This is a genomic window from Vitreoscilla stercoraria DSM 513, assembly GCF_000382305.1.
Taxonomy (GTDB): domain Bacteria; phylum Pseudomonadota; class Gammaproteobacteria; order Burkholderiales; family Neisseriaceae; genus Vitreoscilla; species Vitreoscilla stercoraria.
This window is the reverse complement of the sequence record NZ_KB908030.1, coordinates 13,454-37,127: the sequence shown is the minus strand read 5'-3', so window position 1 is coordinate 37,127 and position 23,674 is coordinate 13,454. Positions and strand designations below refer to the sequence as shown.

The following is a 23,674-nucleotide window of genomic DNA, read 5'->3' as shown; positions in this document are numbered from 1 at the left end:
GATAAAAACCATTTACAAAACAAATTACACATCCATCTTTAATGCTGATTGCACAAATACACTGTGCTTATTAGGAAGCTTGATAATAAAAATCATTGATACTCATGGTGATTTTGATAAGCAAGCCCACTTTTATAACAGTCCAACCCAATTTTGCTCTTTGACTTTTTTACTTCTACATGCCTTCAAACCATAGCAACCATTGACATGGTTTTATTTCACATTCACCAAACACTGTTTTTGCAAAGCAGCACTCAATGTTTGCATTAAAATCTCAATATGTTGCTGTGTGAATGTCAATGGAGGGCGAATCTTCAACGTGTCCATATTCGGACCGCATTGGCTTAACAACACACCTTGCTGACGCATCTCATTGACCACAAGTTTGACACGTTCAGCGGCTGTTTGTGTGTCTGTTGCTGCCAATTGCACTCCCCAATACAAACCTTTGCCACGCACTTCGACCACGCCCAAGTCTTTCAAACCCAGCAAAGCTTCTTGCATGGTTTCACCCAATGTATCCACTTGCTCAGGTAGATTGCGTTGCTCTAACTCATCCAATACCGCCATACCCACTTTCATCGCCACAGGATTGCCGCCAAAAGTATTGAAATAGCGGCCTGTATCGGCAAATTTTTGCACCAAATCATCTTTGGCAACCACGCCAGCCAAAGGATAGCCATTGCCCATAGGTTTACCCATAGTCACAATATCGGGCTTGAAACCTGCGCTGACAAAGCCCCACCAGTCCGAGCCCAAACGCCCAAAGCCTGCTTGTACTTCGTCGGCAATAATAAGCAAACCCGCTTCTCGTGCCGTATCAATGCCCAAACCCAATAAACCTACATCAGGCGCAAAAATACCATCGCTGGCAAAAACCGTGTCGAACAACAATACACTTGGCTTGATATGAGCGTCCTGTAAACTTTGTATTGCCGCTCGAATCTCTTGCGCAAACGCTTGCGCTGCATCCTCGCTTTGGGTTAATGGCGGCTGCACCACACGCACGAAATCGCCAATCGCACCCAAAGACGGCGACAATTGCGCCAACAAATGCGTCACGCCATGGTAAGCATTCGCTGTCACAATCACACCTTGTCCACCTGTCACGGCAAACGCCATCCGCAAAGCCAAATCATTGGCTTCGCTGCCGGTACATGTGAACATCACCCGATTCAAATATTTGGGAAAATGTGCCAACAAACGCTCACCATAATCCAACACCGCATCGTGCACATAACGGGTATGCGTACACAAAGTTTGCGCTTGCTCGCTCATCGCTTGCACCACTGCACCATTGCAATGGCCGACCACTGGCACGTTGTTATACGCATCCAAATAACGGCGGCCTGTATGATCGGTCAACCATACATCTTCGCCTTGCACCGGAAACAAAGGCTCATCGTAAAACAAGCGGTAAGCTGGACCTAAAATAGCGCGGCGCTCTAACAAATTTTCTATTGAATCACTCATGATGTACTTTCTGATGCGTAACGAGATGCCACAAACTCATGCTGTAACAAAGCTGCCAACACCGCTTTGGCATGAGCCGTACCACGTAAAATATATTCCGCATTTTCAGGAAAACGTTGCGCTCGCCAAGTGGTAATGACAATGCGCTGTACCAAACGCGCCACGATGACATCCATCAACAAGTCTTTTTCAACCTCATCCAATGCGCTGACAGACTCAAATCCTGCCACAATGTGTTGCAATGAAATTTGCATATCCAAATGTGTATCCAACGCATATGAAGCAGCGATGCCCAATTCCACCACACGCGGTGCTTTGACCATATCACCAAAATCCAAAACCCCATCAATCGCACACTCATTATCTGCACTCACCACCAAATTGCTTTGCGATAAATCACCATGAATGGCATATTGCGGTAATTGTTGTAATTTTGGTAACACCACTACATTGAAATGTTTGAAAAAACTCAAAATGAATACATCCAATACATCTCGACCTGAAACTTCTTGCGCCCAAGCCTCTAAATGATTCAAACGCATCACATCCCACAAAATCACTCGCTCCAAAATTGGATGCTCAAACGTCTGCAAAGCGGTAGAAATGTTCGCAGCAGTCACACCGAAAGCACGTTGCAACTCATATGTCATCGCCACTTGATTGACAGGAATGCCCTCTAAAAACGTGTAAGCACGCACATTCCAAGCCTGTTCACCTTGCTGGTAACGCTCCCAGTCATGACCTGTTTTGCTCGCAACAGCCACTGGCGTTTTAACTTTACATGCTTGTTTTTGCAAATGTTTTAACACTTGAACTTGCACATCAATTTCCGCCAATTGCTCACTTTGGCTGATGATTTTCAAAACCCACAGGTGATTTTGGTCTGTTTTCAATAAAAAATTTTTATCACGCTCACCAGCCAAACTTTTAACCTGTGCCACAACATCGTAATATTGCTGTGCAATGTTTGCAGCTTGCTTCTCATCAACGGCTGGAGGTGCTTGCATCAGAAATTGCTTGGCACCCTCATTCATGCTAATTTCACTATACGAAACAACATCATTTTTAGCTGGCATTCAATTTCACTCTATCGAATTAACATGGAAACCAAAAAAATCCTGTTTGCATCAAAAAGAATTTTTTTTGTCTTACTGTGTTTTCAGTATAGGCAAATTGATGCATCATAAGCAATAAACATGAAAACCTTAACAAAAGTTAAATATTTAAGATTCTGTTTTAAAACAAAAAATAAATTTGCATTTTTTAGCCGATGCATCAATTCTACAAATGAGCCTAATTTAGCAATAGGGAAAAACTATGGAAAATACGCTTGATATGGTGTCACACGAGCATGACAACAAAGGGGATTGGATTTATACCCAACTCTCCCGAGATTTGATGAATGGTGTTTTACTGCCTAACGAGCGTTTGAAAATCAGAGAACTGGCACAAGCCATGGGCACCAGTGTCACACCCGTGCGCGATGCGTTGTTGCGCTTGGTGCATGAAGGGGCTTTGAGTTTGTCATCACAACGCGATATTCGCGTGCGCAATTTAAGCTTACAAGAATATTTGGAAATACGCAGCATCCGTTTTGAATTGGAAGGTTTGGCGGCTGCCAATGCTGCTTTAAATGCCACCGTTCAAGACTTGAACAAATTAAAACATTTGGTCGCACAAAATGAAATTTCCCTCAGCAACAAAGATTACAAAATGAGCATTGCGCTGAACCAAAGCTTTCATTTTGAACTGTGTTACATTGCCAATATGCCGATTTTGATTAATGTATTAAGGCAATTGTGGGTACGCATTGGTCCATTGATTGCCCAAGCTTACCAACATGGTGAACGCAACATGATCAATTACCATTATTTAATCCTAGAAGCCTTAGAAAACAAAGACCCACAAGCGGCTCGTGTGGCAATACAAGCAGATTTGATGTCAGGCGGGCACTTATTATTGCAGATGAAAGAGGCTGAACAAAATCTCAAATTGAGTGAAAACCAAGCCATGATTTAAAAACTCGCTTCAAAATCGTTTACTTGAATCCATTTGTATCACAGAGCATCTAGTCAATCATAAAACGCTCTGTGATACATTCCGACCTTGCGCTATCCGTCACTCTCATCCAATCGTTTTTCAAGCACAAAGACCTCAAGCATCTTAGAAGTCCTGTTAAAATACGTGCCATTGAATACTTGGCAAGACCAGGCCATTGGCAGGCTACAATCGGCCATGCAAAAACAGTCTCGTCTTGCTACTCTGAAAAAATAGAATGGCCAATATGAATGATTTGATTGTTTTGAACAAACCCTATGGTGTAATTTGTCAATTTTCTGAACATGAAAAACACCCCACTTTAAAACAATATGTGAATGTGCCTCATTTTTACCCTGCAGGCCGCTTAGATACCGACAGCGAAGGCTTGTTATTGTTAACTAATAATGGCAGCTTACAAGCGCGCATTGCCAATCCAAAATTCAAAACCGTGAAAACCTACTGGGCGCAAGTAGAAGGCACACCAACAGAAGAAGCTTTGAATCAATTGCGCCGTGGCGTGGATTTGGGCGATTTTGTGACCCGTCCTGCCAAAGTACGTTTGGTCACAGACGAAGAAGCCGCACAATTATGGGAGCGCAATCCACCGATTCGAGTGCGCAAATCCATTCCCGATACTTGGGTTGAAATCCAAATTTCCGAAGGCAAAAACCGCCAAGTACGCCGTATGTGTGCCAAAGTCGGTTTGCCATGTTTGCGTTTGGTGCGTATCAGTATTGGTTCGATTCATTTGTTTGAATTGGGTTTAGAGCTGGGGCAATGGCAATACAGTTCTGAACATCCCTAACGATTCATATTTAAGCGTCCTGAAAGACTTGGCATCATCATTTTTCAAGATAGGAATGGCATTTGAACGTTTTGATACTCAGCGCGCGCGCGCCAGTGGCTTTAGAATGGGCGCGACATTTTCAGGGCGCTTCGTGGCGCGTGTTTTTAGCCGATCATCAAGCAGGTCGGCTCAGCTGCCAAAACGTTTTGCCTCACACCTTCATTCCCACCCCGGCAGCCGCCCAAAATCCCCAAGCCTATATTCACACTTTGGCGCAAGCCATACGCACTCATAAGATAGATTGGTTAATTCCCACTTGCGAAGAAATTTTCTACCTTGCCAAGTTTCAAGATTCATTGCCCCAATCTTGTCGCATTTTGTGTGCAGATTTTGAAACTTTGCAAACTTTGCACAATAAATATGCCTTTAATCAATTGGCTCAAAACTTGGGTCTGTATGCGCCTGCTTCTGTGCGTTTGCAAAACAGTCATGATTTGTCATGGGAAATCGACACCGCTCGCATTGTCAAACCATTGTTCAGCCGTTTTGGACACCAAGTATTGGCTTTGGCAGCACAGCAACCCATTCCCGCACACATTCCTTTAGACGGTTCTTGGTTGGTACAAGAATGTGTGCAAGGGCAAGAATATTGCAGTTATAGCCTTGCGCTTTCAGGACGCTTGCTGGCACATCAAAGCTATCAAGGTTTGTACCGTTATAAAAAAGGTGCCAGTTTTTATTTTGATCCGGTTGCCCATGATGGGATTAAAAAACAAGTAAAACGTGTGGTTGAAGCTTTGAATTTCAGTGGTCAAATCAGTTTTGACTGGATGGTTAATGAAGACAATCAAGCATTTGTTTTGGAATGCAATCCCAGAGCCACCAGCGGTTTGCATTTATTGCCACACAATGGTTCTTTGCTGAATGCGTTATTAAATGAAACACCCATCGCCAATTATCAACCCAAAGCAAAAATGTTATTGCCCATGATGTATTTACATGCCTTGCCTCAAGCAGCGGCTCAAGGAACGCTCAAAAAATGGTATCAAGATTACCAACGTGCAGATGATGTTCTACAACATTGGTCGCATCATGTGGGCAGTTTACAGGACGCTTATTATTTTTATCGTGTGTGTCGCCAACAAAACATCCCTTTGGAAGCTGCAACGGCTGTCGATTTTGCGTGGAATGGAGATTGAATATGCAAGTCATACCATCTGCCTCATTATTGGGTTTACACCAACATAGTGAAGCATTCAAAAGCATTATGTTAAAAAACGATTTAAATACCCTGATTCGAAATACCGACCAAGTGGAAATGGCGTTTTTACCATACCAAAAAAATGTGTTGCCAATGACGGTTTGCCACAGCGATGCCGCGCAAACTTGGGTGGTGTCGCCTTTGAGTACTTACATTGACTATGCGCAAGAAGAAAGCCTGCGCAATCTGTCTCCTCTGCTCGCTCGCGCTATTGGAGCGGTTTTAAGCGGCCTGAAAGTCTTTTTGCGCCGCCAACATTTTGCGCGGGCGGCGATGTTGAACAATTGGCTGGTCAGCACCAATTTGTACCCTGAATTTCATGCCGATGCCATCAATACTTGCATGAATCAAGCCATACGGCATTATCCGCATCATGCACTTTGGTGGCGTTCGTTGAATTTTTGTCATCACGCACCATGGCTGCATTATTTGCAACAACAAGGTTGTTTGTTGATTCCAAGTAGGCGCATTTTCTTATTGAGCAATGTGCAACACGCGCAAACACAACACCAAGATTGGCGCAACGACCGACGTTTACAACGCCAAACCAAGCTGACTTTGCGCCAAAATCACGAATTTGGTGCTGCGGACTATGCAACCATAGCGACATTGTATGCACAATTATATTTGGACAAATATTCTCGTTTGAATCCCGAATACACAGCCACATATTTACAACAATGGCATCAAGCAGGCTTAATTTATATGCAAGGTTGGCAAGATGAAAATCAGGTTTTACAAGGCATTGCAGGCAGCATTCACAATACCCAACAATTGACCACACCAATTTTCGGTTTCAATACCGATTTGCCACACAAACAAGGCTTATACCGCTTGAATAATTTGGTCGCTAGCGACCATGCCATTGAACACAATTTACAATTGAATTTGAGCGCAGGCGCAGGACGCTTCAAGCAAAATCGTGGTGCGGTGCCACACATTGAATACAGTGCCGTTTATGCCAAACACTTACCCATAGCGCAACAACAGGCTTTGAAAATGGTGCAAGCCATCAGCCATTACATTGGCAAACCCATGTTGGAAAAAATGGATTTGTAACTCACCTTTGAACTTGAATGCGGCGGCGTTTTTGGCTCATGGGAATGTCGGGCAAGGTCAAACTCAATTGCCATTGCAAGGCTGCCACATTCACGCCTTGCTGTTGTAAAAACACTTTTAAAGCGTCCTGTAAACGGTTTAAAGCCAGCATATCCACCACTTCTGCGGCCAAAAACACGTTATTGTCGCTTGTTTGGGTCAATTGGTAATCACAAACTAATGGCAAATTTTGAGCCATGATGCGCTCCAACGCATCGGCAAACACCGATACCACGCCACCGCCCACCTTAGGCAATGCCAACACATCGTTCAAACGCCCTTCTATTTGGCTGATGACGCGCGTCACCTGCCCACACGGACAAGGACGAGGATCGTTGTGCAAAATGTCGTCCAAACGGTAACGAACAATCGGCTGCGTGGTGCGGCTAAAATCAGTGATAATCGGTATAAATCGGGTTTCATCCAACCATTCAGGCTCCACCATCAACAAAGCTTCATTCAAATGCAGCCGCCCATGCGTGCATGTCACCGCCAAAAAACCTTCTGTGGCTTGATACACTTGCTGCACATGACCCAAGACTTCTGTGATCAATGCCGCATCGCGCTCACTCAACACTTCCGCCGCAGAAATCACTTGTTTGGGCTTCAAATCATGCTCGCCACGCTGTTTGACCAAAGCCAAAGCACGCAAGACTTGAGCAGGTGCCACGATAATAGAGGGTTGATAAGCTTGCAATTGCTGCAAAATATTATCAAATGGCTGCAATAAGTCGAAAAATTGAAATGCAATAAAGCGATTGTCTATGGTTTCATACAAATTATTGTTCGCCCGCAAAACCAAAGCCACTCGTTCGCCTGCCAACAAGCCTTGCGGCAACAGTTTGGCCAAAATCACACCCGCCCAATGGGCTTGCTCTGCCTCAGACACCACAAAAACCCCTCGTTGGTGGCTGGTGCCTGAAGACAAACCCACGCTAAAGCCTTGCAAAGTCGGCGCAAAATCACGCTCTTTTTCTGCCCGCATCGCCACAGCAAAAGCGTCCTGTAAACGCAGACCTGCCGTATTCATCGCATCAAAATGTTGCAACATCACCGCTTTGTTCATCAACGGATAATCTGCCAAATCTTGTCCGACATAAGGCTTGAAATACGGACTGTGAATCAAAGTGCGCTGAGCAAATTGTTGCCATTTTTGTTGTTGATAAGATTCTAACGCTTGGCGAGTTTGAAATGACAAACGCTTGGTTTGCCAATACGACCACAATAATCGCAACAGTTTCATCTTGCCTCCTGATGGCTCAAATGAATGGTGAGCGCAGCACGCTCATCCAATTGGCGCAAAGTGTGCAAGGTTTGTTTGAAAGCTTGAGCGTTGTCCATGATTAAAAAACTCGGAGCCGCAGGCAATTTCCATTCACGATAATTGTCTTGATGCCAAGCAGCATCTGCCGCCAGCAAATGCCAACCATCGTCACACAATACCAAAGCACCCATATGCCCCGCCGCATGCCCGGGCAAGGCCACCAGCAACACTTCGCCACCGCTATCGGGCACAACATAAGCGTCCTGTAAAGGGCGCAAAGATTGCGGCAAAGCAATTTTCTTGCCTTGCTCCATATACCACAGCCTTTGTTCAACATCGCTAGGCATGACATCGGGCACAAAACCTTTGATGAGCGCGCGCAAACCACGCAAACGCCGCACTTGTTGCCAACCTTTGCCATGAACAATTAATGGAATTTTGGGAAAATCTTTCAGGCCGCCTATATGGTCACCATGAAAATGCGACACGATGATGCCGCTCAAATCCTGCGGCTGTATGCCGCGCTCACGCAATTGCACCAACATCGCTTCAGATTCATTGAAAAACACAGGCGTGACTTTGCGATACACAGCAAACAAACCGTGTGCGGTAGCATCCAAAAAATGGTGGGCATAACCTGTGTCAAACAGCCACATTTTGCCACGCGCTTGAATCAAAAACACTTGCGCTGGAAATTCACACGAACCCAAGCCGCTGCCACGCACCGCCATACAGGACGCATGGGTACAAAATCCTGCTTTGAATGTTTGAATGCTGGCCATATTTGAATTCAATCCGCTTTGAAAGCTTGCGCTGTTTTGACAATGGCATCATGCATATTGCTTACAGGACGGTATGCCAACACATTTTGCGCTTGCGTGTTGTCCAAAACCATATCAAACGACAAGGCGCCGATAGAATAAGGGGTGAACACAGGTTCTTTGCCACTGATATTGGCCCACGCTTGCGCCAAAGTCGCCACTTGTTTGGCCAACACATACGGCACTTTTTGAATGCGCATGTCTTTACCCAAAGCTTGAAACAATTCTTGCAACACTTGCTGCAAAGACCACGGCTCTTGGTTGGTAATATTGAACACGCTGCCCGAGGCAATGTGTGGACTGATGCTGGCCAAACGCATCGCTTCGATGACATTGCCCACATACGTCAAATCCATCAAAGTATCGCCACCTCGCGGCAATTTCAGCACGCCCTTGCCTTGTTGATGCAATTGCAATAGGCGTGGAATCAATACCCTGTCGTATTCCCCAAAAATCGCACGTGGTCGTAGCATCAAATATTGCGTGTATGGAAAAGCCGCCACTGCTTTTAAAACCGCCTGCTCTGCCAAATATTTGGTCGAAACATAATGATTGGCCCATTGTTGCGCCAATTGTGTTTCACACACACCCCGTCTGTGGCTAAAATCAAAATACAAAGATGGCGTAGAAATATGGATCAATCGAGAAATCTTCAGGCGGCCTGCGGCCTGTAACAAAGTCTCTACCGCTTGCACATTGATGGCATAAAAATCATCATAAGCTCCCCACGGCGATGACAAAGCCGCACAATGCCACACCGTATCACAGCCTTGTAACAAAGCTTCTGCTTGATGGGCATACATTTGGGTTAAATCAACAGCGTGAATGTGTACGGTGGCACTTTTTAAATGCTGCAAATGCTCGATATGGCGGGCAATGGCAACCACTTCAATATTGTGCTCAATTAAAAAATCCAAAGCACTGCGACCCAATCCATGGCTTGCACCTGTCAACAAAACTTTTTTCATAAGCTTAACACCATCCCTCCCATAGCAAAGCCTGCGGCAGTGCCGATGAGCAACACTTTTTGACCTGATTGGGTTTTGCCGGAGCGGTACAATTCATGTAACGCCATTGGCATGGAGGCGGCCACTTGATTGCCGTGTGTGGCATAAATATCGATGATTTTTTGGCTGTCTAGCCCCAAACGATTTTTCAAATGTTCCATAGACAAATGGCTCGCTTGATGCGGCACCACCCAATCGACCTCATGAAATGTATAAGGCAAATCACTAAACAGATTGTGAATGAAAGCAGGCAATAATTGTGAAGCCAATTTGAACACAGGCTTGCCCTGCATTTGAAAATAATGGTCGGTTTCAAGCAAACCCATGCGCGGATTGCGCTGCGTACCACCTGCTTTGATTTGACAAAACGTGCGTCCAACAGGATGTACTTCCAAGCGTTGCGCCACACAAGCGGCAATACCATCGCCCGCTTCAACAATCACTGCCGCCGCCCCATCACCAAAAATAAAAGACGATTCAGCGTCATCCCAATTCAAGCCGCGCGACGCAATTTCTGCCGAAACAATGGCAATGCGCCGATAAACCTTGGTTTGTAGCAAAGCTGCGGCCTGAAACAAAGCTGTCATGAAACTGATGCAACTGGCATTGACATCAAATGCAGCCAAACCATTTTTTAAACCCGCAGCTTGAATCACTGCGCTGGCCGTATTGGGCAACACTTGCTCAGGAATGGCGCTGGCACATATTAATAAATCAATGCTGTTGGTATCTATACCATGATGTTGACAAGCGTCCTGTAAAGCTTCAGCGGCCAACTGAGATTGGGTTTGCTCAGCACTGGCAAAATAACGCCACTGTATGCCGGATTTTTTGGCAACTGTACCTGTTTGCAAGCCCAAACGAGCATCCAAATCAGAAGACAATAGGCGTTCGCTGGGCAAAGCTTTGCCCGTGGCGATAATGGACAATGGCAGTTTCATGGCGCGACTTTACATGTAAAACGGGATTTAATCATGCCATAGCATACCTTAAATCCCGTCATTCACATCAAACCAGCCGCATATTTTGCTACTGCACTATTCAATATTTTGTACTTGTTCACGCATTTGCTCAATCAACACCTTCAATTGCATCGATGCATTGGTGCATTCAATGGCAATGGCTTTGCTGCCCAAAGTATTGGCTTCACGGTTCAATTCTTGCATCAAGAAATCCAAACGCTTGCCCACAGCGCCTTTGCCCTCACGCACAATGCGCGTCACTTCAGCAATGTGACCTTTCAAACGGCTCATTTCTTCATCGACATCGGCTTTTTGCATGAAAATGGCAAATTCTTGCTTGATGCGATCGTCTTCCATATTTTCTACTGCTTCACGCAAGCGTTGTTCGGTTTTTTCCAAATGCGCTTGAACCAAACTTGGAAAAATACCTTGTAAATCGTCAACCACTTGCGTCATTTGCGCCAAACGTTCTAACAAATGTTGCGCCAATTTTTGACCTTCACGCACGCGTGATTGATTGAATTCTGTCAAAACTTGTTGCAATAAAGCCAAGACAGCGGCCTGTAAACCTTCTGCATCGGTTTGGCTTTGTTGTACCACACCCGGAAAACGCAAAATATCTGCCACGCTCAAAGCTTGTAAATGTGGGTATTGCACCGACAAATCGCTGTTGATGCTCGCCAATTCTGCCACCAAATCTTGATTCAAATGCAAACCATTTTGCTGAGCCACAGCTTGAATGTAAATGCGACATTCCAATTTACCACGCGCCACCGATGCGGCAATGTTTTCACGCATTTTGCCTTCAATCACACGCAAATCGTCCATCATTTTGAACTGCAAATCCAAATAACGGTGATTCACCGCGCGCAACTCCAAATTGATGCGCTCGCTGCCAAAATCTTGTTGGGCGCTGGCAAAACCCGTCATGCTGTTCATCATCATCAATACTTTCTAATGCCCAATCCAAAAACCGAGTCGCACATCAACACGGCCGTTATTAAGCATAAAATAAACAAATTCGGTTGCAATGCAAAATTTTCTTCTGCAATGCCGCAAAAAATTATGGAAATGGGCTATAATCCAAGCCTCTATTTATCATAAGCCCATTGCCATTTGTATGAATGCTGCCATTATCCGCCAACACCGCCAAGCAAATCAAATCCGCCCTATTTGCATCACCCCTCATTTCATGCCGCATGCTGAAGGCTCAGTATTGATTGAATGTGGTAATACCAAGGTCATTTGTACCGCATCGGTTGAAGAAGGCGTGCCGGGCTTTTTGCGTGGGCAAGGCTTGGGTTGGGTCACGGCAGAATACGGCATGTTGCCACGTTCTACCCATTCACGCATGCGCCGTGAAGCTGCAGCAGGCAAACAATCGGGTCGCACCCAAGAAATCCAACGCTTGATTGGACGTTCTTTGCGTGCGGTGGTAGACCGTTCTAAATTGGGCGAGCGTCAAATTTTGATTGATTGCGATGTGATTGCAGCCGATGGCGGCACCCGCACAGCCAGCATCACTGGCGCATTTGTCGCCATGCAATTGGCCATCAATGGTTTGCTTGCCAAGGGTTTGATTGCTGAAAATCCAATTATCGAAGCCATTGCTGCTGTGTCTGTGGGCGTGGTCGATGGTGTGGCTTTGTTGGATTTGGATTATCCAGAAGATTCAGGCTGCGATTCTGATGTCAATGTGGTGATGACACAAAGTGGCAAAATCGTTGAAGTACAAGGTACTGCCGAAGGTGCCACTTTCAGCATCAACGAACTGAACGAATTATTACAATTGGCCCAAAGTGGCATCAATGAATTATTGGAACATCAACAGCGTGCCTTGCAGTCACAAGCTGCCTGAGAGATTTTCAGAAACGACACCAATACCCTTGGTGTGGCACATGTCTGGTGCGTTTGACTCACATAGAAACGGAAGCAAAGAAACATGGCATTAATCGTACAAAAATACGGTGGCACATCGGTAGGTTCAACCGACCGTATCAAAAATGTCGCCAATCGCATTGCCAAATTCAAAGCAGCTGGTCACGATGTTGTCGTTGTCGTGTCTGCAATGAGTGGTGAAACCAACCGTTTGGTGGCTTTGGCTGAAGCCATGCAAGAGTATCCAGATCCCCGTGAAATGGATGTCATCTTGTCAACAGGCGAGCAAGTGACCATTGGTTTGTTGTCTATGGCATTGAAAAACATTGGTTTGGACGCTAAGAGTTATACAGGCTGGCAAGTGGCTGTCAAAACAGATACTTCTCACACCAAAGCCCGCATCGATAGCATCGATGCTGACCACATTCACGCTGACTTAAAAGAAGGTCGTGTGATTGTTGTGGCAGGTTTCCAAGGTGTGGATGAAAACAATGACATCACCACTTTGGGTCGTGGCGGTTCTGACACCTCAGCGGTGGCTTTGGCAGCGGCTTTGAAAGCGGACGAGTGCCAAATTTACACCGACGTAGACGGTGTTTACACCACTGACCCTCGTGTGGTTCCAGAAGCACGTCGTTTGAAAACCATTTCATTTGAAGAAATGTTGGAATTGGCGAGCTTGGGTTCAAAAGTTTTGCAAATTCGTTCGGTTGAATTTGCAGGCAAATACAAAGTGCGTTTGCGCGTATTGAGCAGTTTACAAGAAGGTGGCGATGGCACCTTGATCACCTTTGAAGAGGACGAAGACATGGAAAAAGCAGCAGTGGCAGGTATTGCCTTCGATAAAAACCAAGCACGTATCAATGTACGCGGCGTACCTGACAAACCAGGTATTGCATACCAAATTTTGGGTGCAGTAGCGGACGCGAACATCGAAGTGGACATGATCATCCAAAACGTGGGTGACGAAGGCACAACCGATTTTTCATTCACCGTACCTCGTGGCGATTACCAACGCACTTTGTCTATCTTGAACGAAGTTCAGAAAAACATTGGCGCAGCAACCGTAGACGGCGACAACACCGTATGCAAAGTGTCTATCGTTGGCGTGGGCATGCGTTCACACGTGGGCGTGGCGTCAACCATGTTCCGTACTTTGGCTGAAGAAGGCATCAACATCCAAATGATTTCCACTTCTGAAATCAAAGTATCGGTATTGATTGACGAGAAATATTTGGAATTGGCAACCCGCGTGTTGCACTCTGCCTTTGGTTTGGATGACCCTGAAAAAGTCGCTCAAGCTTAATTGACATGAAAATCGAACAGGGTTGCTCACACACAAGCAACCCTGTTTTTTTATACTCGTGCACAGAAGACTCACAATGATTTTAGCTTATATTGGTTTGGCCATTTTCATGATTGGCGGCATCGGTTCGTTGATTGCGGCTTTTAAAGTGCATATTGGTTGGTTTTTGGCCTGCTTGCTTTTGGCACCCGCCAGTTTGGTATTTTTAATATTGCATTGGCAAGACGCTAAAAACCCCTTTTTCTTGCAATTGGCAGGCCTCATTTTATTGGTAATCGGTGGCAATTTTACACAAACGGTATAATATCATTTGTATCATTTAATATATTGATAAGCGTCCTGTAAACTTTTACAGGACGCTTATCAAATGATTCAAAATGAATCACAACATTACAGCCAAAAATACACATAAGACAGACTGACATTCAACCACAAAATGAACGCAGCGTTCAAACTTACCCATTAGGTTGGATTCAAACTCAATGTTTCAAGCGACCTGTAAACTTTTTACAGGACGCTTGTTTCACCCAAACAATCTCAAGCTTGAAACCAGCGCAAGCGCAACGCATTGCTCAACACAAACACCGAGCTCAACGCCATCGCTCCAGCGGCAAGCATCGGCGACAGCAAAATACCGAAAAATGGGTATAAAATGCCCGCAGCAATCGGAATCAACGCGATATTATAAGCAAACGCCCAAAATAGATTTTGATGAATATTGCGCATGGTGGCGCGCGACAAAGCAATGGCATCCGCTACTGCTGTCAAACGCCCGTTCATCAACACCACATCAGCCGATTCTATGGCGATGTCTGTGCCTGTTCCCACAGCCAAACCCACATCGGCTTGTGCCAAAGCAGGCGCATCGTTGATGCCATCACCAATAAAAGCCACTTTGCCTTGATGCTGCAAGTCTTGAATTACCGCCACTTTGCCATCAGGCATCACTTCAGCCACCACTTCATCAATGCCCAATTGCCGGGCAATCGCTTCAGCTGTGACGCGATTGTCACCTGAAACCATCACCACTTTTAAGCCTTGTGCATGCAAAGCCGCGATGGCCGCAGGAGTGCTGGGCTTAATCGGGTCAGACACCGCCAATATTGCCGCCAACACCCCATCTATCGCCACATACAAAGGCGATTTGCCTGCCGCTGCCAAAGCCTTGGCTTGAACTTGCCACACGCTCACATCCAAACCCAATTGCTGCATATAACGGTCTGCACCAATGTGAATGTGGTGTGCATCGGTTAAAGCGGCAATGCCCAAACCTGTGTGTGATTCAAAATGACGCAACGAGGGTATATCAAGATGGGCTTTTTGAGCGGCCTGTAACAAAGCTTGAGCAATCGGATGCTCAGATGGTGATTCTGCGGCCGCCACCAATGACAAAACGTGTTCACGCTCAAAAGCGTCCTGTAACACCATATCCGTCAATTGCGGCTTGCCTTCGGTCAGTGTGCCTGTTTTGTCTACCGCCACCACGCTCACTTCTTGCAAACTTTGTAGCGCCGAGCCTTGACGGAACAAAACACCCAACTCAGCACCTCGACCTGTTGCCACCATGATTGAAGTCGGTGTCGCCAAGCCCATGGCACAAGGGCATGCAATGATTAACACCGCCACCGCATTGACCACAGCCAAACTCAAAGCCGCCTCGCCACCCAATAACCACCACAACGCAAATGTCAACAACGACAAAACCATCACCGCAGGCACAAACCACAACGTCACTTTGTCCACAGCGGCCTGTATCGGCAATTTATTGCCTTGCGCTTCGCTGACCATGCGAATGATTTGCGCCAACACAGTCGCGTCACCCACTGCTGATGCTTGTACACGCAAACTGCCTTGCTGATTGATGGTGCCGCCTGTAACGTTTGCACCCAAGTTTTTTTCAACTGGCATCGGCTCGCCTGTAATCATCGCCTCATCGACCCACGACTGCCCTCCCACCACCACACCATCGACCGCCACACGCTCACCTGGCTTCACCAACACCACATCATCCCTTTGCACTTGAGCAATGTCGACAGTCAATATTTGTCCATCGCGTTCAATCGTGGCCGTTTTAGATTGCAAATCGACCAAACGGCGAATGGCTTCAGAAGTGCGTCCTTTGGCACGTGCTTCCAAAACCCGACCTAACAAAATCAAAGTGATGATGACCACTGCCGACTCGTAATACACATGTCGCGCTTGCGGCGGTAATACATCAGGCAAAAATGTGGCGACCAATGAAAAACCAAATGCCGCCAAAGAACCAACTGCCACCAAACTGTTCATGTCAGGCGCGCCTTTGAACAATGCAGGCAAGCCTGTTTGCCAAAAACGACGTCCTGGCAATAATAAAACCAAAGCAGTCAATACGCATTGCAATAACCACGATGTTTGCATGCCAATATGGTGTGAAATCCAATGGTGAAAATCAGACCACAAATGCCCGCCCATTTCCAAAACAAACACAGGCACACTCAAGCCTAACGCCCATTTAAAATCTCGCTGCAATTGTTGTTGTTCCGCCGCTTTGCGTGCTTGCTTGTCCTCGTCCATACGATGAAGAGCGGCCTGTAAAGGCTTGGCAACATAACCTGCATCTTCAATCGCAGCGATGACATGAGCTTGGCTTGCCCAGCCTTGTACCACCGCTTGCTCAGTCGCCAAATTCACTTGGGCATCTACCACATTAGGCAAACGCTTAACCACACGCTCCACCCGCGCCACACAAGAGGCACACGTCATACCTTCAACATCCAAAATCATCTGCGGCACCACCACGTGGTAACCTGCGTCCTCAATCGCATCAACCGCAAGAGGCAGTTGCGCGGTATCCATTTCAATCGTGGCCATTTCAGTTGTCAAATTCACTTGGGCATGGCTTACTTCGGGCAAACGGTTCAATGTCCGCTCCACTCGTGCCGAACAAGAGGCACACGTCATACCTTCAACATGTAACTGGATGATAGAAGCATTGGAGGATAAGGTTTTATTTACAGAGTCTGTTGATGTCATGGCTTACTCACTTGTCAAAACACCCGCACTCGGCGGGTGTTTGTCTTGGCTAAGATGGTTTATATCTTAGGGCGATGTTGGATTTTCCAACACTGATGAATTTTTTTATTGCGAAAATCTTCAGGCACAGATTGCTTGGAAATGTCTTTGACCACATAACGTTCGCTCAAAACCGCATCCAACTCAAACGTGCGCAAATTGTTTGAAAAATATAATACACCGTCTTGCGCCAACAATTTCATCGCGCCATCAATTAAGCGTTGTTGGTCGCGCTGCACATCCAAGATTTCCAACATTTTTTTGCTGTTAGAAAAACTCGGTGGATCCATCACTATCATGTCAAACTCTTTGCGATCAAAAAATGCATCGTCCAAATATTGAAATACGTCTTGGCGAACAATTTGGTGGCGGTTTTCATCCATGCCATTGAGTTCAAAATTGCGTTTGGCCCAAGCCAAATACGTGTTAGACAAATCCACAGTTTCACTGCTGATGGCGCCGCCTGTGGCTGCATACACCGTAAAGCTGCCGGTATAGGCAAACAAATTCAAAAAGCGTTTGCCTTGTGCCGCATCACCCACCGCTTTGCGCGTATTGCGATGGTCTAAAAACAAACCTGTGTCCAAATATTTGCCCAAATTCACCCAAAATTGGCGACCTTGTTCTACCACCACAAAGTCTTCGCCTGCCAACCCTGTTTTTTCGTATTGCTCTTCGCCTTTTTGACGTTTGCGCACTTTGACATACACGTCTTCAGGCGTAAAACCCGTGATGAAACAAATTGCCTCAATGGCTTCTTTGAGCCAAGCATCGTGGTCGTCTTTGTGCATCAACCAGCCCGTGTCAAATTCTTGCAAATGCACTTTGTCTTTGTACACATCCACAATCAAGGGATATTGAGGAATGTCACGTTCGTACAAACGAAACGCTTCAATGTTTTGGCGACGTGCCCATTTAATCAAATGTTTGGCATTTTTCCCCAAACGATTGGCAAAAGCGGTGATTTCAGACATGTAGCATCTATTTCAAAAAAAGAGTGTGCTATTTTAACGTAAGCGTCCTGAAGACACAAAAAAACAGCTTGAAAAACGCCATACACATCTTACAGGACGCTGCAATATGCCCAAACCAACCTTAGACACAAAGTCTTTGAGCTTCTTTTTTTCAGCCAAGCAAACGCCTTATTGACCCAAAAATGGACGATTACATATTTCATCGCGAAATAGATACAAAAAGATATATGACAGTTGCCGCAATGAGGTTTTCCACACTGGATAAATTAAGAATTTAAGCAACTTTCTTTGTAATGACTTCATACAACGGTACAGTTAAAACTCAACATGTCATAGTCGGCAATCATACATTTATAGGTAATCCATTTTCTATATGGTTATTTTTTAATCCACTTTTATATTTTTGAAATATACCTATATCCCATTAAAATAAAAAATCAATTGCTAAGTTAAGTAAATATTGCTTTTTTACACAAATACACTTGATAAGCCTGACTACATCCATTACTATTTGCCCTCAAATTCCATATTGAAGCTGTCGTCTTCAACCTCTGCCTGCCTTTTCCTCGTGATTTTCTTAGAAAAATCAGACTCTCGAGCAAGCTGAACTCTCAACCGATGGGTTGTCGCCGACATTCGTAACCTAAAGCCATAGGGCTTTTCGGCAAAAACCATTCGGTTAAGCATTTCATGCTTATGCCTTGCTTTTGCTGTTTTCTATACACAGGAATGGTATTATGACCATCACATTTGCAGATTTAAATCTAAACGCAAACTTAGTTCAAACAATTACTGAAGCTGGCTACGTCTCTCCAACACCAGTACAGATGAAATCGATTCCTGCTGCGTTGGAAGGCCATGACTTATTGGTTTCTGCGCAAACAGGCAGCGGTAAAACCGCAGCATTCTTATTGCCATCATTAGAAAAATTACAAGCACGCAGCGACAAACCCGGCAAAGGTCCTCGCGTATTGATTTTGACGCCAACACGCGAATTGGCGCAACAAATTGAAAAAAATGCCCAAGTTTACGGCGAAAACATGAAATGGTTGCGCACCGTGACTTTGGTGGGTGGTACCTCTTTTGGCTTCCAAACTCGTGCCTTGAGCCGTCCGATTGATATCATTGTTGCCACTCCAGGCCGCTTGATGGACCACATGCGTCAAGGTCGTATTGACTTCTCTCGTTTAGAGTTGTTGATTTTGGACGAAGCGGACCGCATGTTGGACATGGGTTTTGTAGAAGACATCGAAACCATCGTGGCTGCAACTCCTGAAGACCGTCAAACTTTGTTGTTCTCTGCTACTTTGGATGGCGTTGTGGGTAATATTGCTCGCAAAATCACCCACGAACCACAAAGCATCGAAATCGAACGCGTGCAAGAAGAAAGCCGCATCGAAGAACAATTGATGTATTGCGATGACTTCCGCCACAAAGACCGTTTGTTAGACCACATCTTGCGCGATGCCAACATCGACCAATGTGTGATTTTTACAGCAACCAAAGCATTTACCGAACAATTGGCTGACCAATTGTACGAAAAAGGCTACGCAGCAGAATGTTTGCATGGCGACATGCCACAAAGCTGGCGTAACCGTACTTTGAACAACTTGCGTACAGGTCGCACCAAAATCTTGGTAGCAACCGACGTGGCTGCCCGTGGTATTGACGTTCCAACGATTACTCACGTCATCAACTACGACTTGCCAAAACAAGCCGAAGACTACGTTCACCGTATTGGTCGTACTGGTCGTGCAGGTCGCAGCGGTATCGCGATCAGCTTTGCCGAAGTCAAAGAATACATGAAAGTGTCTAAAATTGAGCGTTACTTAAAACGCCAATTGCCAGAAACTGCGATTGAAGGCATGGAACCCACTCGCCGCAAACCAAAAGCAGGTGGTGCTGGTGGTAATGGTCGTCGTGGTGGCCGTCCTAATGGTGGTTTCGGTGGTGACAAACGCCGCTCATTCGGTAGCCGTGATGGCAACCGTGATTCACGTCCTCAAGGCGGTTTCGGTGGTGGTCGTGACGAACGCCGTGGTGGTGATGAACGTCGCAGCAGCGATGAGCGTCGTGGCGGTGATGAACGTCGCAGCTACAACAATGACCATCCGTCATCCCAAGGTGAAAAACGCGAAGGTGGTCGTCGTGAAGACAGCCGTCGCAGCGAAGGTGGTTACCAAGGTCGTCGTGAAGACAATCGCCGCAGCGAAGGTGGTTATCAAGGTCGTCGCGAAGACGGCGGCGCACCACGCAAATCATTCGGCGGCCAACGTGATGGCGCACGCAAACCTTTCAGCGGTAACGGTGAAAAACGCGAAGGCGGCTACAAAGGCGGCAACCGTCGTCCTTCTTCTGACCGCGGTTAATTAAAACGGCTGTTTGAAATCTAAAAAGCGTCCTGTAAATATTTACAGGACGCTTTTTGATATGTTCACGCATAAATACCATGACCTAGCACTTTCTGCACCAGTCACCAGCTTACAAAATAAACCTCAATAGGCGTTTTCATACCCAAATCCTGATGGGGTCTTCGTTCCTTGTAAAACTGTATCCAAAGCAGTTGTTAGCGAGCCATTACATGAATCCAAGATGAATGGTATTGTCTAAAAAACGTCTTATTCATGTTTACAGGACGCTTGTTTTTCGATGGAATGATTCATCCAACATTCAAATCACTGCTTTCTCACCGCCGTACCATATGCCAACACCTCAACCACACCACCTGTTTCAGTCAATTGCGTGGTGATTAAGCGCAAACCCATAATGTGGTTTAAACCTGCGGCTTGCGCATCTTGTTTGACGCGCAAAATGGCTTCACGTCTGGCTCGTTCGACCACTGTTTCATAACTGCCGATTCGACCACCCAAAAAATTGCGAATATTGGCCAAAACCAATTTGAAATAATCGTTCGCCAAAACCACATTGCCACTGACAAAACAACCTGCTTCATCACTGCGGCTGAATTTATTGGTGTCTATGCTGATGTGTGCCAAGGCTTTTTCTTGCTCATCCAAAGAGCGCCAATGGTCTCGTTCGGCTTTGCGACCAAAAAACCAACCTATGCCAAACAAACTCAAAAAAACAATGATTTCCAATAACATCTGGCTTCTCCCATGTTAACGTGCAGTGACCATGACAGCCGTACCATACACGAACAATTCCGATGCCCCCGGGGCAATATTGGATGTCGAAAAACGAATTCCGACAATGGCATTGGCACCCAAGGTTTGCGCTTTGGCCACCATCCGATCCATCGCTTCTTGGCGTGATTCTTCTAATAATTCGGTATAGGCCATCAGCTCACCGCCCACAATATTTTTCAGTCCCGCCAAAAAATCTCGCCCCGCATGCTTGCTGCGCACCGTGCTGCCATAAACCACATCCAACTGACGGACAATCTCATGTCCCGGCACGGTTTCCAAATTGCTCAATAACATGTTCTCTCCTGTACGATTAATTTTCATCTGTTAAAAAAGGCTTTTATGCCAATAAAACATGGGCTTTTTTCACCAACTCGCGCCTATGAATCAAGATTGCTCCCAATGCGATGGCACGATCACGCTCGGCCCAAGTAATGTCATAATGCGGCAAACGTGAAGCCGCATGAAAACGTTGCTTGGGCAATTGCAACTGCTGTAAAGCAAATGCATGCATTTCTTCCCAAGAATCTGCCAACAAATGACACCAATCTTGACCGTTTTTGACAATGCGCATGTCGTCTACCCAAACCGTCATACACACCACCTTTCTGGCTAAAAACACATCATGGCACACTGTTTTGCTGAACGACAAGCATAAAAAAAGCGGCCTGTAAGCCGCTTTAACATCTTGGTGCTTTATTCGTCTACGGCACCCGAAACTTTTTTCACTTGTTCTATCGAAGAATGGCGAATATCAATGCCTTTGGCCAAATACACAACATGTTCCGACACATTCAAAGCATGATCACCAATGCGTTCAATCGCTTTGAACATGAACAACAAATCCAAGCTGGTACCAATAGTGCGTGGATCTTCCATCATATAAGTGATTTGCTGACGCAATAAATTGTCATATTCACGATCGAGCACAATGTCTTCTTTACTCAAAGCCACAACAACCGTGGCGTCCAAACGTGCAAACGCATCCAATGCACTGTGCACCATGCCCAATGAGCGTTGTGCCAAACGTTGTAAATCTTGAAATTGATGCGGCAATACACCATGTTTTGCAAGCAAATCTCTGCCATACAAAGCAATCTTTTTGATTTCATCTCCCATGCGTTCCAAATCAGTGATGATGCGAGTTACCGTCAACACCAAACGCAAATCGCCTGCCGCAGGTTGACGACGGGCAATAATCAATTGACATTGGTCATCAATACTCACTTCCATCGCATTAACTTGGGCATCAGCAGCAGAAACTTCCTCCAAGATGGCAATTTGACCTGTTTCCAAACCGTGCATCACTTGTTGCAATTGCTGCTCAATCAAGCCACCCATTTTCATCACTTGCGTGCGCACCGTTTCCAACTCTTGGTTAAACTGAGATGAAATGTGTTCTGACATATTCAAATTCCCTTTGCATGGTTTCAATACTGTTTGGCAGTATAAGGACACTCAGTGACATATTTATGACAGACCATCAAGCAGGTTGTTTTTTGATGTCATTTAAGGCTTTGCTCAAATTCTCTTGTAACAATTCATCCACCATCGTTGGAATTTCTGCGGCCAAATTTTCTTGTAAACGCTGAACCAAGAAATGGGTTTGCTTGGTCAATTCTGTTTTCACCAAACCGGTTAACATGTCCACAAAATAAGGCTGCAAGCGTTCGGTCAATTGTGACAACAAATCCGCTTCACTAATCACACTGATGACGGCATCGTCCTCTTCAACTGGCATATGAAGATGCACATGAATCGGTGCATACATGGCGTTGTGGGCCAATGCATCAGGCTGCGTTACAATTTCAGGTACAACCGTCACTGCTGCTTCGTCGCCCTCAACCGCTTCAGGCTGTGTCTTCAGCCACATGACCGTTTCAGTATTGGTGCCTGTTGCCACATCAGATTGCAAAATAGATTCATTGTGTTGCTGCCAATCTTCTTTAAACACAATGTGTGCTTTGCTTGCCTTGGTGTGTTTCGATGTTTGGCGGTCTTGCCACAAAGACAAAAAGCCATCTAACAAAGTCACTTTTTCTTCTGGTGTCAACGCGGTTTTTTGTGCCACCTCTTCGGCTTTAGCCAATAATGCAGGATCAATTTCATCCGTTTCGGTTGGCTCGTGTTTCATTGCTTTTGGGGTCAATGGCGCTGGTTCAACATACCAAGGATCAATCGGTACGTTTTTAGCAGCCTCTTTCAATTGTTTCATCTGCATTTGCAAAGACAATCCAGCCGATTCATCCAATAGCAAAGAGTCGGTTCGCACAGGCGCCGCAGTTGGCTCAATCAAATGGTGCTCTTGTTCAACCAGTGGCTGAGCCACCTCTTCAACATCCACCAATAATTTAATCAGTGGTTGTGTTTGCGGCTTGGCTTTGGGTTTAGATGCACTTAACGCAGCTGGCACATCCTTAGACTCGATCAAAGGTGCCGCAGTCACCACCACATCGACGGCCGCTTCATTCGATTGCGCCAAGGTTTCCAATACCAATTGATTTAAATCATCGGTCACTTCTTGTATCGAAGCAAATACCATCTCATTAGATGTTTGAGTGGACTTAGACACTTCAGCTGTTTCGGTTTCAGCTGTTTCGGTTTCAGCT

21 protein-coding genes and 1 pseudogene are annotated in these 23,674 nt (G+C 45.7%); 8 read left to right on the top strand and 14 right to left on the bottom strand.

The genetic code is table 11. The features are described 5' to 3' along the window. Positions 1-213 precede the first annotated feature (213 nt). On the bottom strand, positions 214-1,473 hold the full coding sequence (locus tag H150_RS0110140; RefSeq protein ID WP_019958950.1) for an aspartate aminotransferase family protein: 1,260 nt from the start codon (positions 1,471-1,473) through the stop codon (positions 214-216). Then, positions 1,470-2,549, bottom strand: coding sequence for a phosphotransferase (locus tag H150_RS0110135; protein ID WP_026353640.1), 1,080 nt, complete (start codon positions 2,547-2,549; stop codon positions 1,470-1,472). Before H150_RS0110135 ends, H150_RS0110140 begins: the two co-directional genes overlap by 4 nt. 241 nt (positions 2,550-2,790) lie before the next feature. Between H150_RS0110135 and H150_RS0110130 the strand changes: the two genes are divergently transcribed. The 4 genes from H150_RS0110130 to H150_RS14235 all read left to right on the top strand — a co-directional run bounded on the left by H150_RS0110130 (position 2,791) and on the right by H150_RS14235 (position 6,620). Continuing rightward, entirely contained in the window at positions 2,791-3,492 is a 702-nt protein-coding gene (locus H150_RS0110130; RefSeq protein WP_019958948.1) for a GntR family transcriptional regulator, read from the top strand. A 265-nt stretch (positions 3,493-3,757) separates the two neighbouring features. Beyond that, complete coding sequence (locus H150_RS0110125; RefSeq protein ID WP_026353639.1) at positions 3,758-4,318, top strand: rRNA large subunit pseudouridine synthase E; 561 nt, start codon at positions 3,758-3,760, stop codon at positions 4,316-4,318. Between the two features lie 62 nt (positions 4,319-4,380). After that, positions 4,381-5,499, top strand: a complete 1,119-nt coding sequence (locus H150_RS14830; protein ID WP_019958946.1) for an ATP-grasp domain-containing protein — start codon at positions 4,381-4,383, stop codon at positions 5,497-5,499. Between the two features lie 2 nt (positions 5,500-5,501). Further along, on the top strand, positions 5,502-6,620 hold the full coding sequence (locus tag H150_RS14235; RefSeq protein ID WP_019958945.1) for a hypothetical protein: 1,119 nt from the start codon (positions 5,502-5,504) through the stop codon (positions 6,618-6,620). Between the two features lies 1 nt (position 6,621). Here H150_RS14235 and H150_RS0110110 read toward each other — a convergent pair whose 3' ends face one another. From H150_RS0110110 to H150_RS0110090, 5 genes are all read right to left on the bottom strand, one after another. Beyond that, complete coding sequence (locus tag H150_RS0110110) at positions 6,622-7,902, bottom strand: F390 synthetase-related protein (protein WP_019958944.1); 1,281 nt, start codon at positions 7,900-7,902, stop codon at positions 6,622-6,624. Next, entirely contained in the window at positions 7,899-8,705 is an 807-nt protein-coding gene (locus tag H150_RS0110105) for an MBL fold metallo-hydrolase (protein ID WP_019958943.1), read from the bottom strand. Before H150_RS0110105 ends, H150_RS0110110 begins: the two co-directional genes overlap by 4 nt. Positions 8,706-8,713: 8 nt before the next feature. After that, a complete protein-coding gene (locus H150_RS0110100; protein WP_019958942.1) occupies positions 8,714-9,712 on the bottom strand; it encodes an NAD-dependent epimerase/dehydratase family protein in 999 nt (332 codons plus the stop codon). Continuing rightward, positions 9,709-10,692, bottom strand: coding sequence for a 3-oxoacyl-ACP synthase (locus H150_RS0110095; protein ID WP_019958941.1), 984 nt, complete (start codon positions 10,690-10,692; stop codon positions 9,709-9,711). The genes H150_RS0110100 and H150_RS0110095 overlap by 4 nt, the downstream gene beginning before the upstream one ends. A gap of 96 nt (positions 10,693-10,788) precedes the next feature. After that, positions 10,789-11,658 (bottom strand): YicC/YloC family endoribonuclease, encoded by an 870-nt coding sequence (locus H150_RS0110090; RefSeq protein ID WP_019958940.1) that lies wholly within the window; start codon positions 11,656-11,658, stop codon positions 10,789-10,791. Between the two features lie 175 nt (positions 11,659-11,833). Here H150_RS0110090 and rph point away from each other — a divergent pair, with 175 nt between their 5' ends. From rph to H150_RS0110075, 3 genes are all read left to right on the top strand, one after another. Further along, positions 11,834-12,571 carry a ribonuclease PH gene (rph, locus tag H150_RS0110085; protein WP_019958939.1) on the top strand — a complete coding sequence of 246 codons (738 nt, stop codon included), beginning with the start codon at positions 11,834-11,836 and terminating at the stop codon, positions 12,569-12,571. Positions 12,572-12,655: 84 nt separating this feature from the next. After that, complete coding sequence (locus H150_RS0110080) at positions 12,656-13,897, top strand: aspartate kinase (RefSeq protein WP_019958938.1); 1,242 nt, start codon at positions 12,656-12,658, stop codon at positions 13,895-13,897. 76 nt (positions 13,898-13,973) lie between these two features. Further along, positions 13,974-14,201 (top strand): hypothetical protein, encoded by a 228-nt coding sequence (locus tag H150_RS0110075; protein WP_019958937.1) that lies wholly within the window; start codon positions 13,974-13,976, stop codon positions 14,199-14,201. Positions 14,202-14,434: 233 nt separating this feature from the next. On the opposite strand, the gene H150_RS0110070 is transcribed toward H150_RS0110075, so the two are convergent. Continuing rightward, on the bottom strand, positions 14,435-16,909 hold the full coding sequence (locus H150_RS0110070; protein ID WP_026353638.1) for a heavy metal translocating P-type ATPase: 2,475 nt from the start codon (positions 16,907-16,909) through the stop codon (positions 14,435-14,437). Positions 16,910-16,968: 59 nt separating this feature from the next. Then, positions 16,969-17,922 carry a class I SAM-dependent methyltransferase gene (locus tag H150_RS0110065; RefSeq protein ID WP_019958935.1) on the bottom strand — a complete coding sequence of 318 codons (954 nt, stop codon included), beginning with the start codon at positions 17,920-17,922 and terminating at the stop codon, positions 16,969-16,971. Positions 17,923-18,659: 737 nt separating this feature from the next. Between H150_RS0110065 and H150_RS14230 the strand changes: the two are divergent. Next, positions 18,660-20,009 (top strand): annotated as a pseudogene (locus tag H150_RS14230) (DEAD/DEAH box helicase); the annotation flags it as partial. 588 nt (positions 20,010-20,597) lie between these two features. Here the strand turns inward: H150_RS14230 and H150_RS0110050 are convergent. From H150_RS0110050 to H150_RS0110030, 5 genes are all read right to left on the bottom strand, one after another. Next, positions 20,598-21,026: a YbjQ family protein gene (locus H150_RS0110050; RefSeq protein WP_019958932.1), complete on the bottom strand. Its 429-nt coding sequence runs from the start codon at positions 21,024-21,026 to the stop codon at positions 20,598-20,600. A gap of 15 nt (positions 21,027-21,041) precedes the next feature. After that, positions 21,042-21,362 (bottom strand): YbjQ family protein, encoded by a 321-nt coding sequence (locus H150_RS0110045; protein ID WP_019958931.1) that lies wholly within the window; start codon positions 21,360-21,362, stop codon positions 21,042-21,044. Positions 21,363-21,405: 43 nt separating this feature from the next. Beyond that, the gene (locus tag H150_RS0110040) at positions 21,406-21,660 is read right to left on the bottom strand and encodes a DUF4031 domain-containing protein (RefSeq protein ID WP_019958930.1); all 255 of its coding nucleotides are present in this window, start codon (positions 21,658-21,660) and stop codon (positions 21,406-21,408) included. A gap of 101 nt (positions 21,661-21,761) precedes the next feature. Continuing rightward, complete coding sequence (gene phoU, locus H150_RS0110035; protein WP_019958929.1) at positions 21,762-22,472, bottom strand: phosphate signaling complex protein PhoU; 711 nt, start codon at positions 22,470-22,472, stop codon at positions 21,762-21,764. Positions 22,473-22,548: 76 nt separating this feature from the next. Continuing rightward, positions 22,549-23,674: hypothetical protein (locus H150_RS0110030; RefSeq protein WP_169708876.1), on the bottom strand; the 1,126-nt coding region annotated here is incomplete at its 5' end.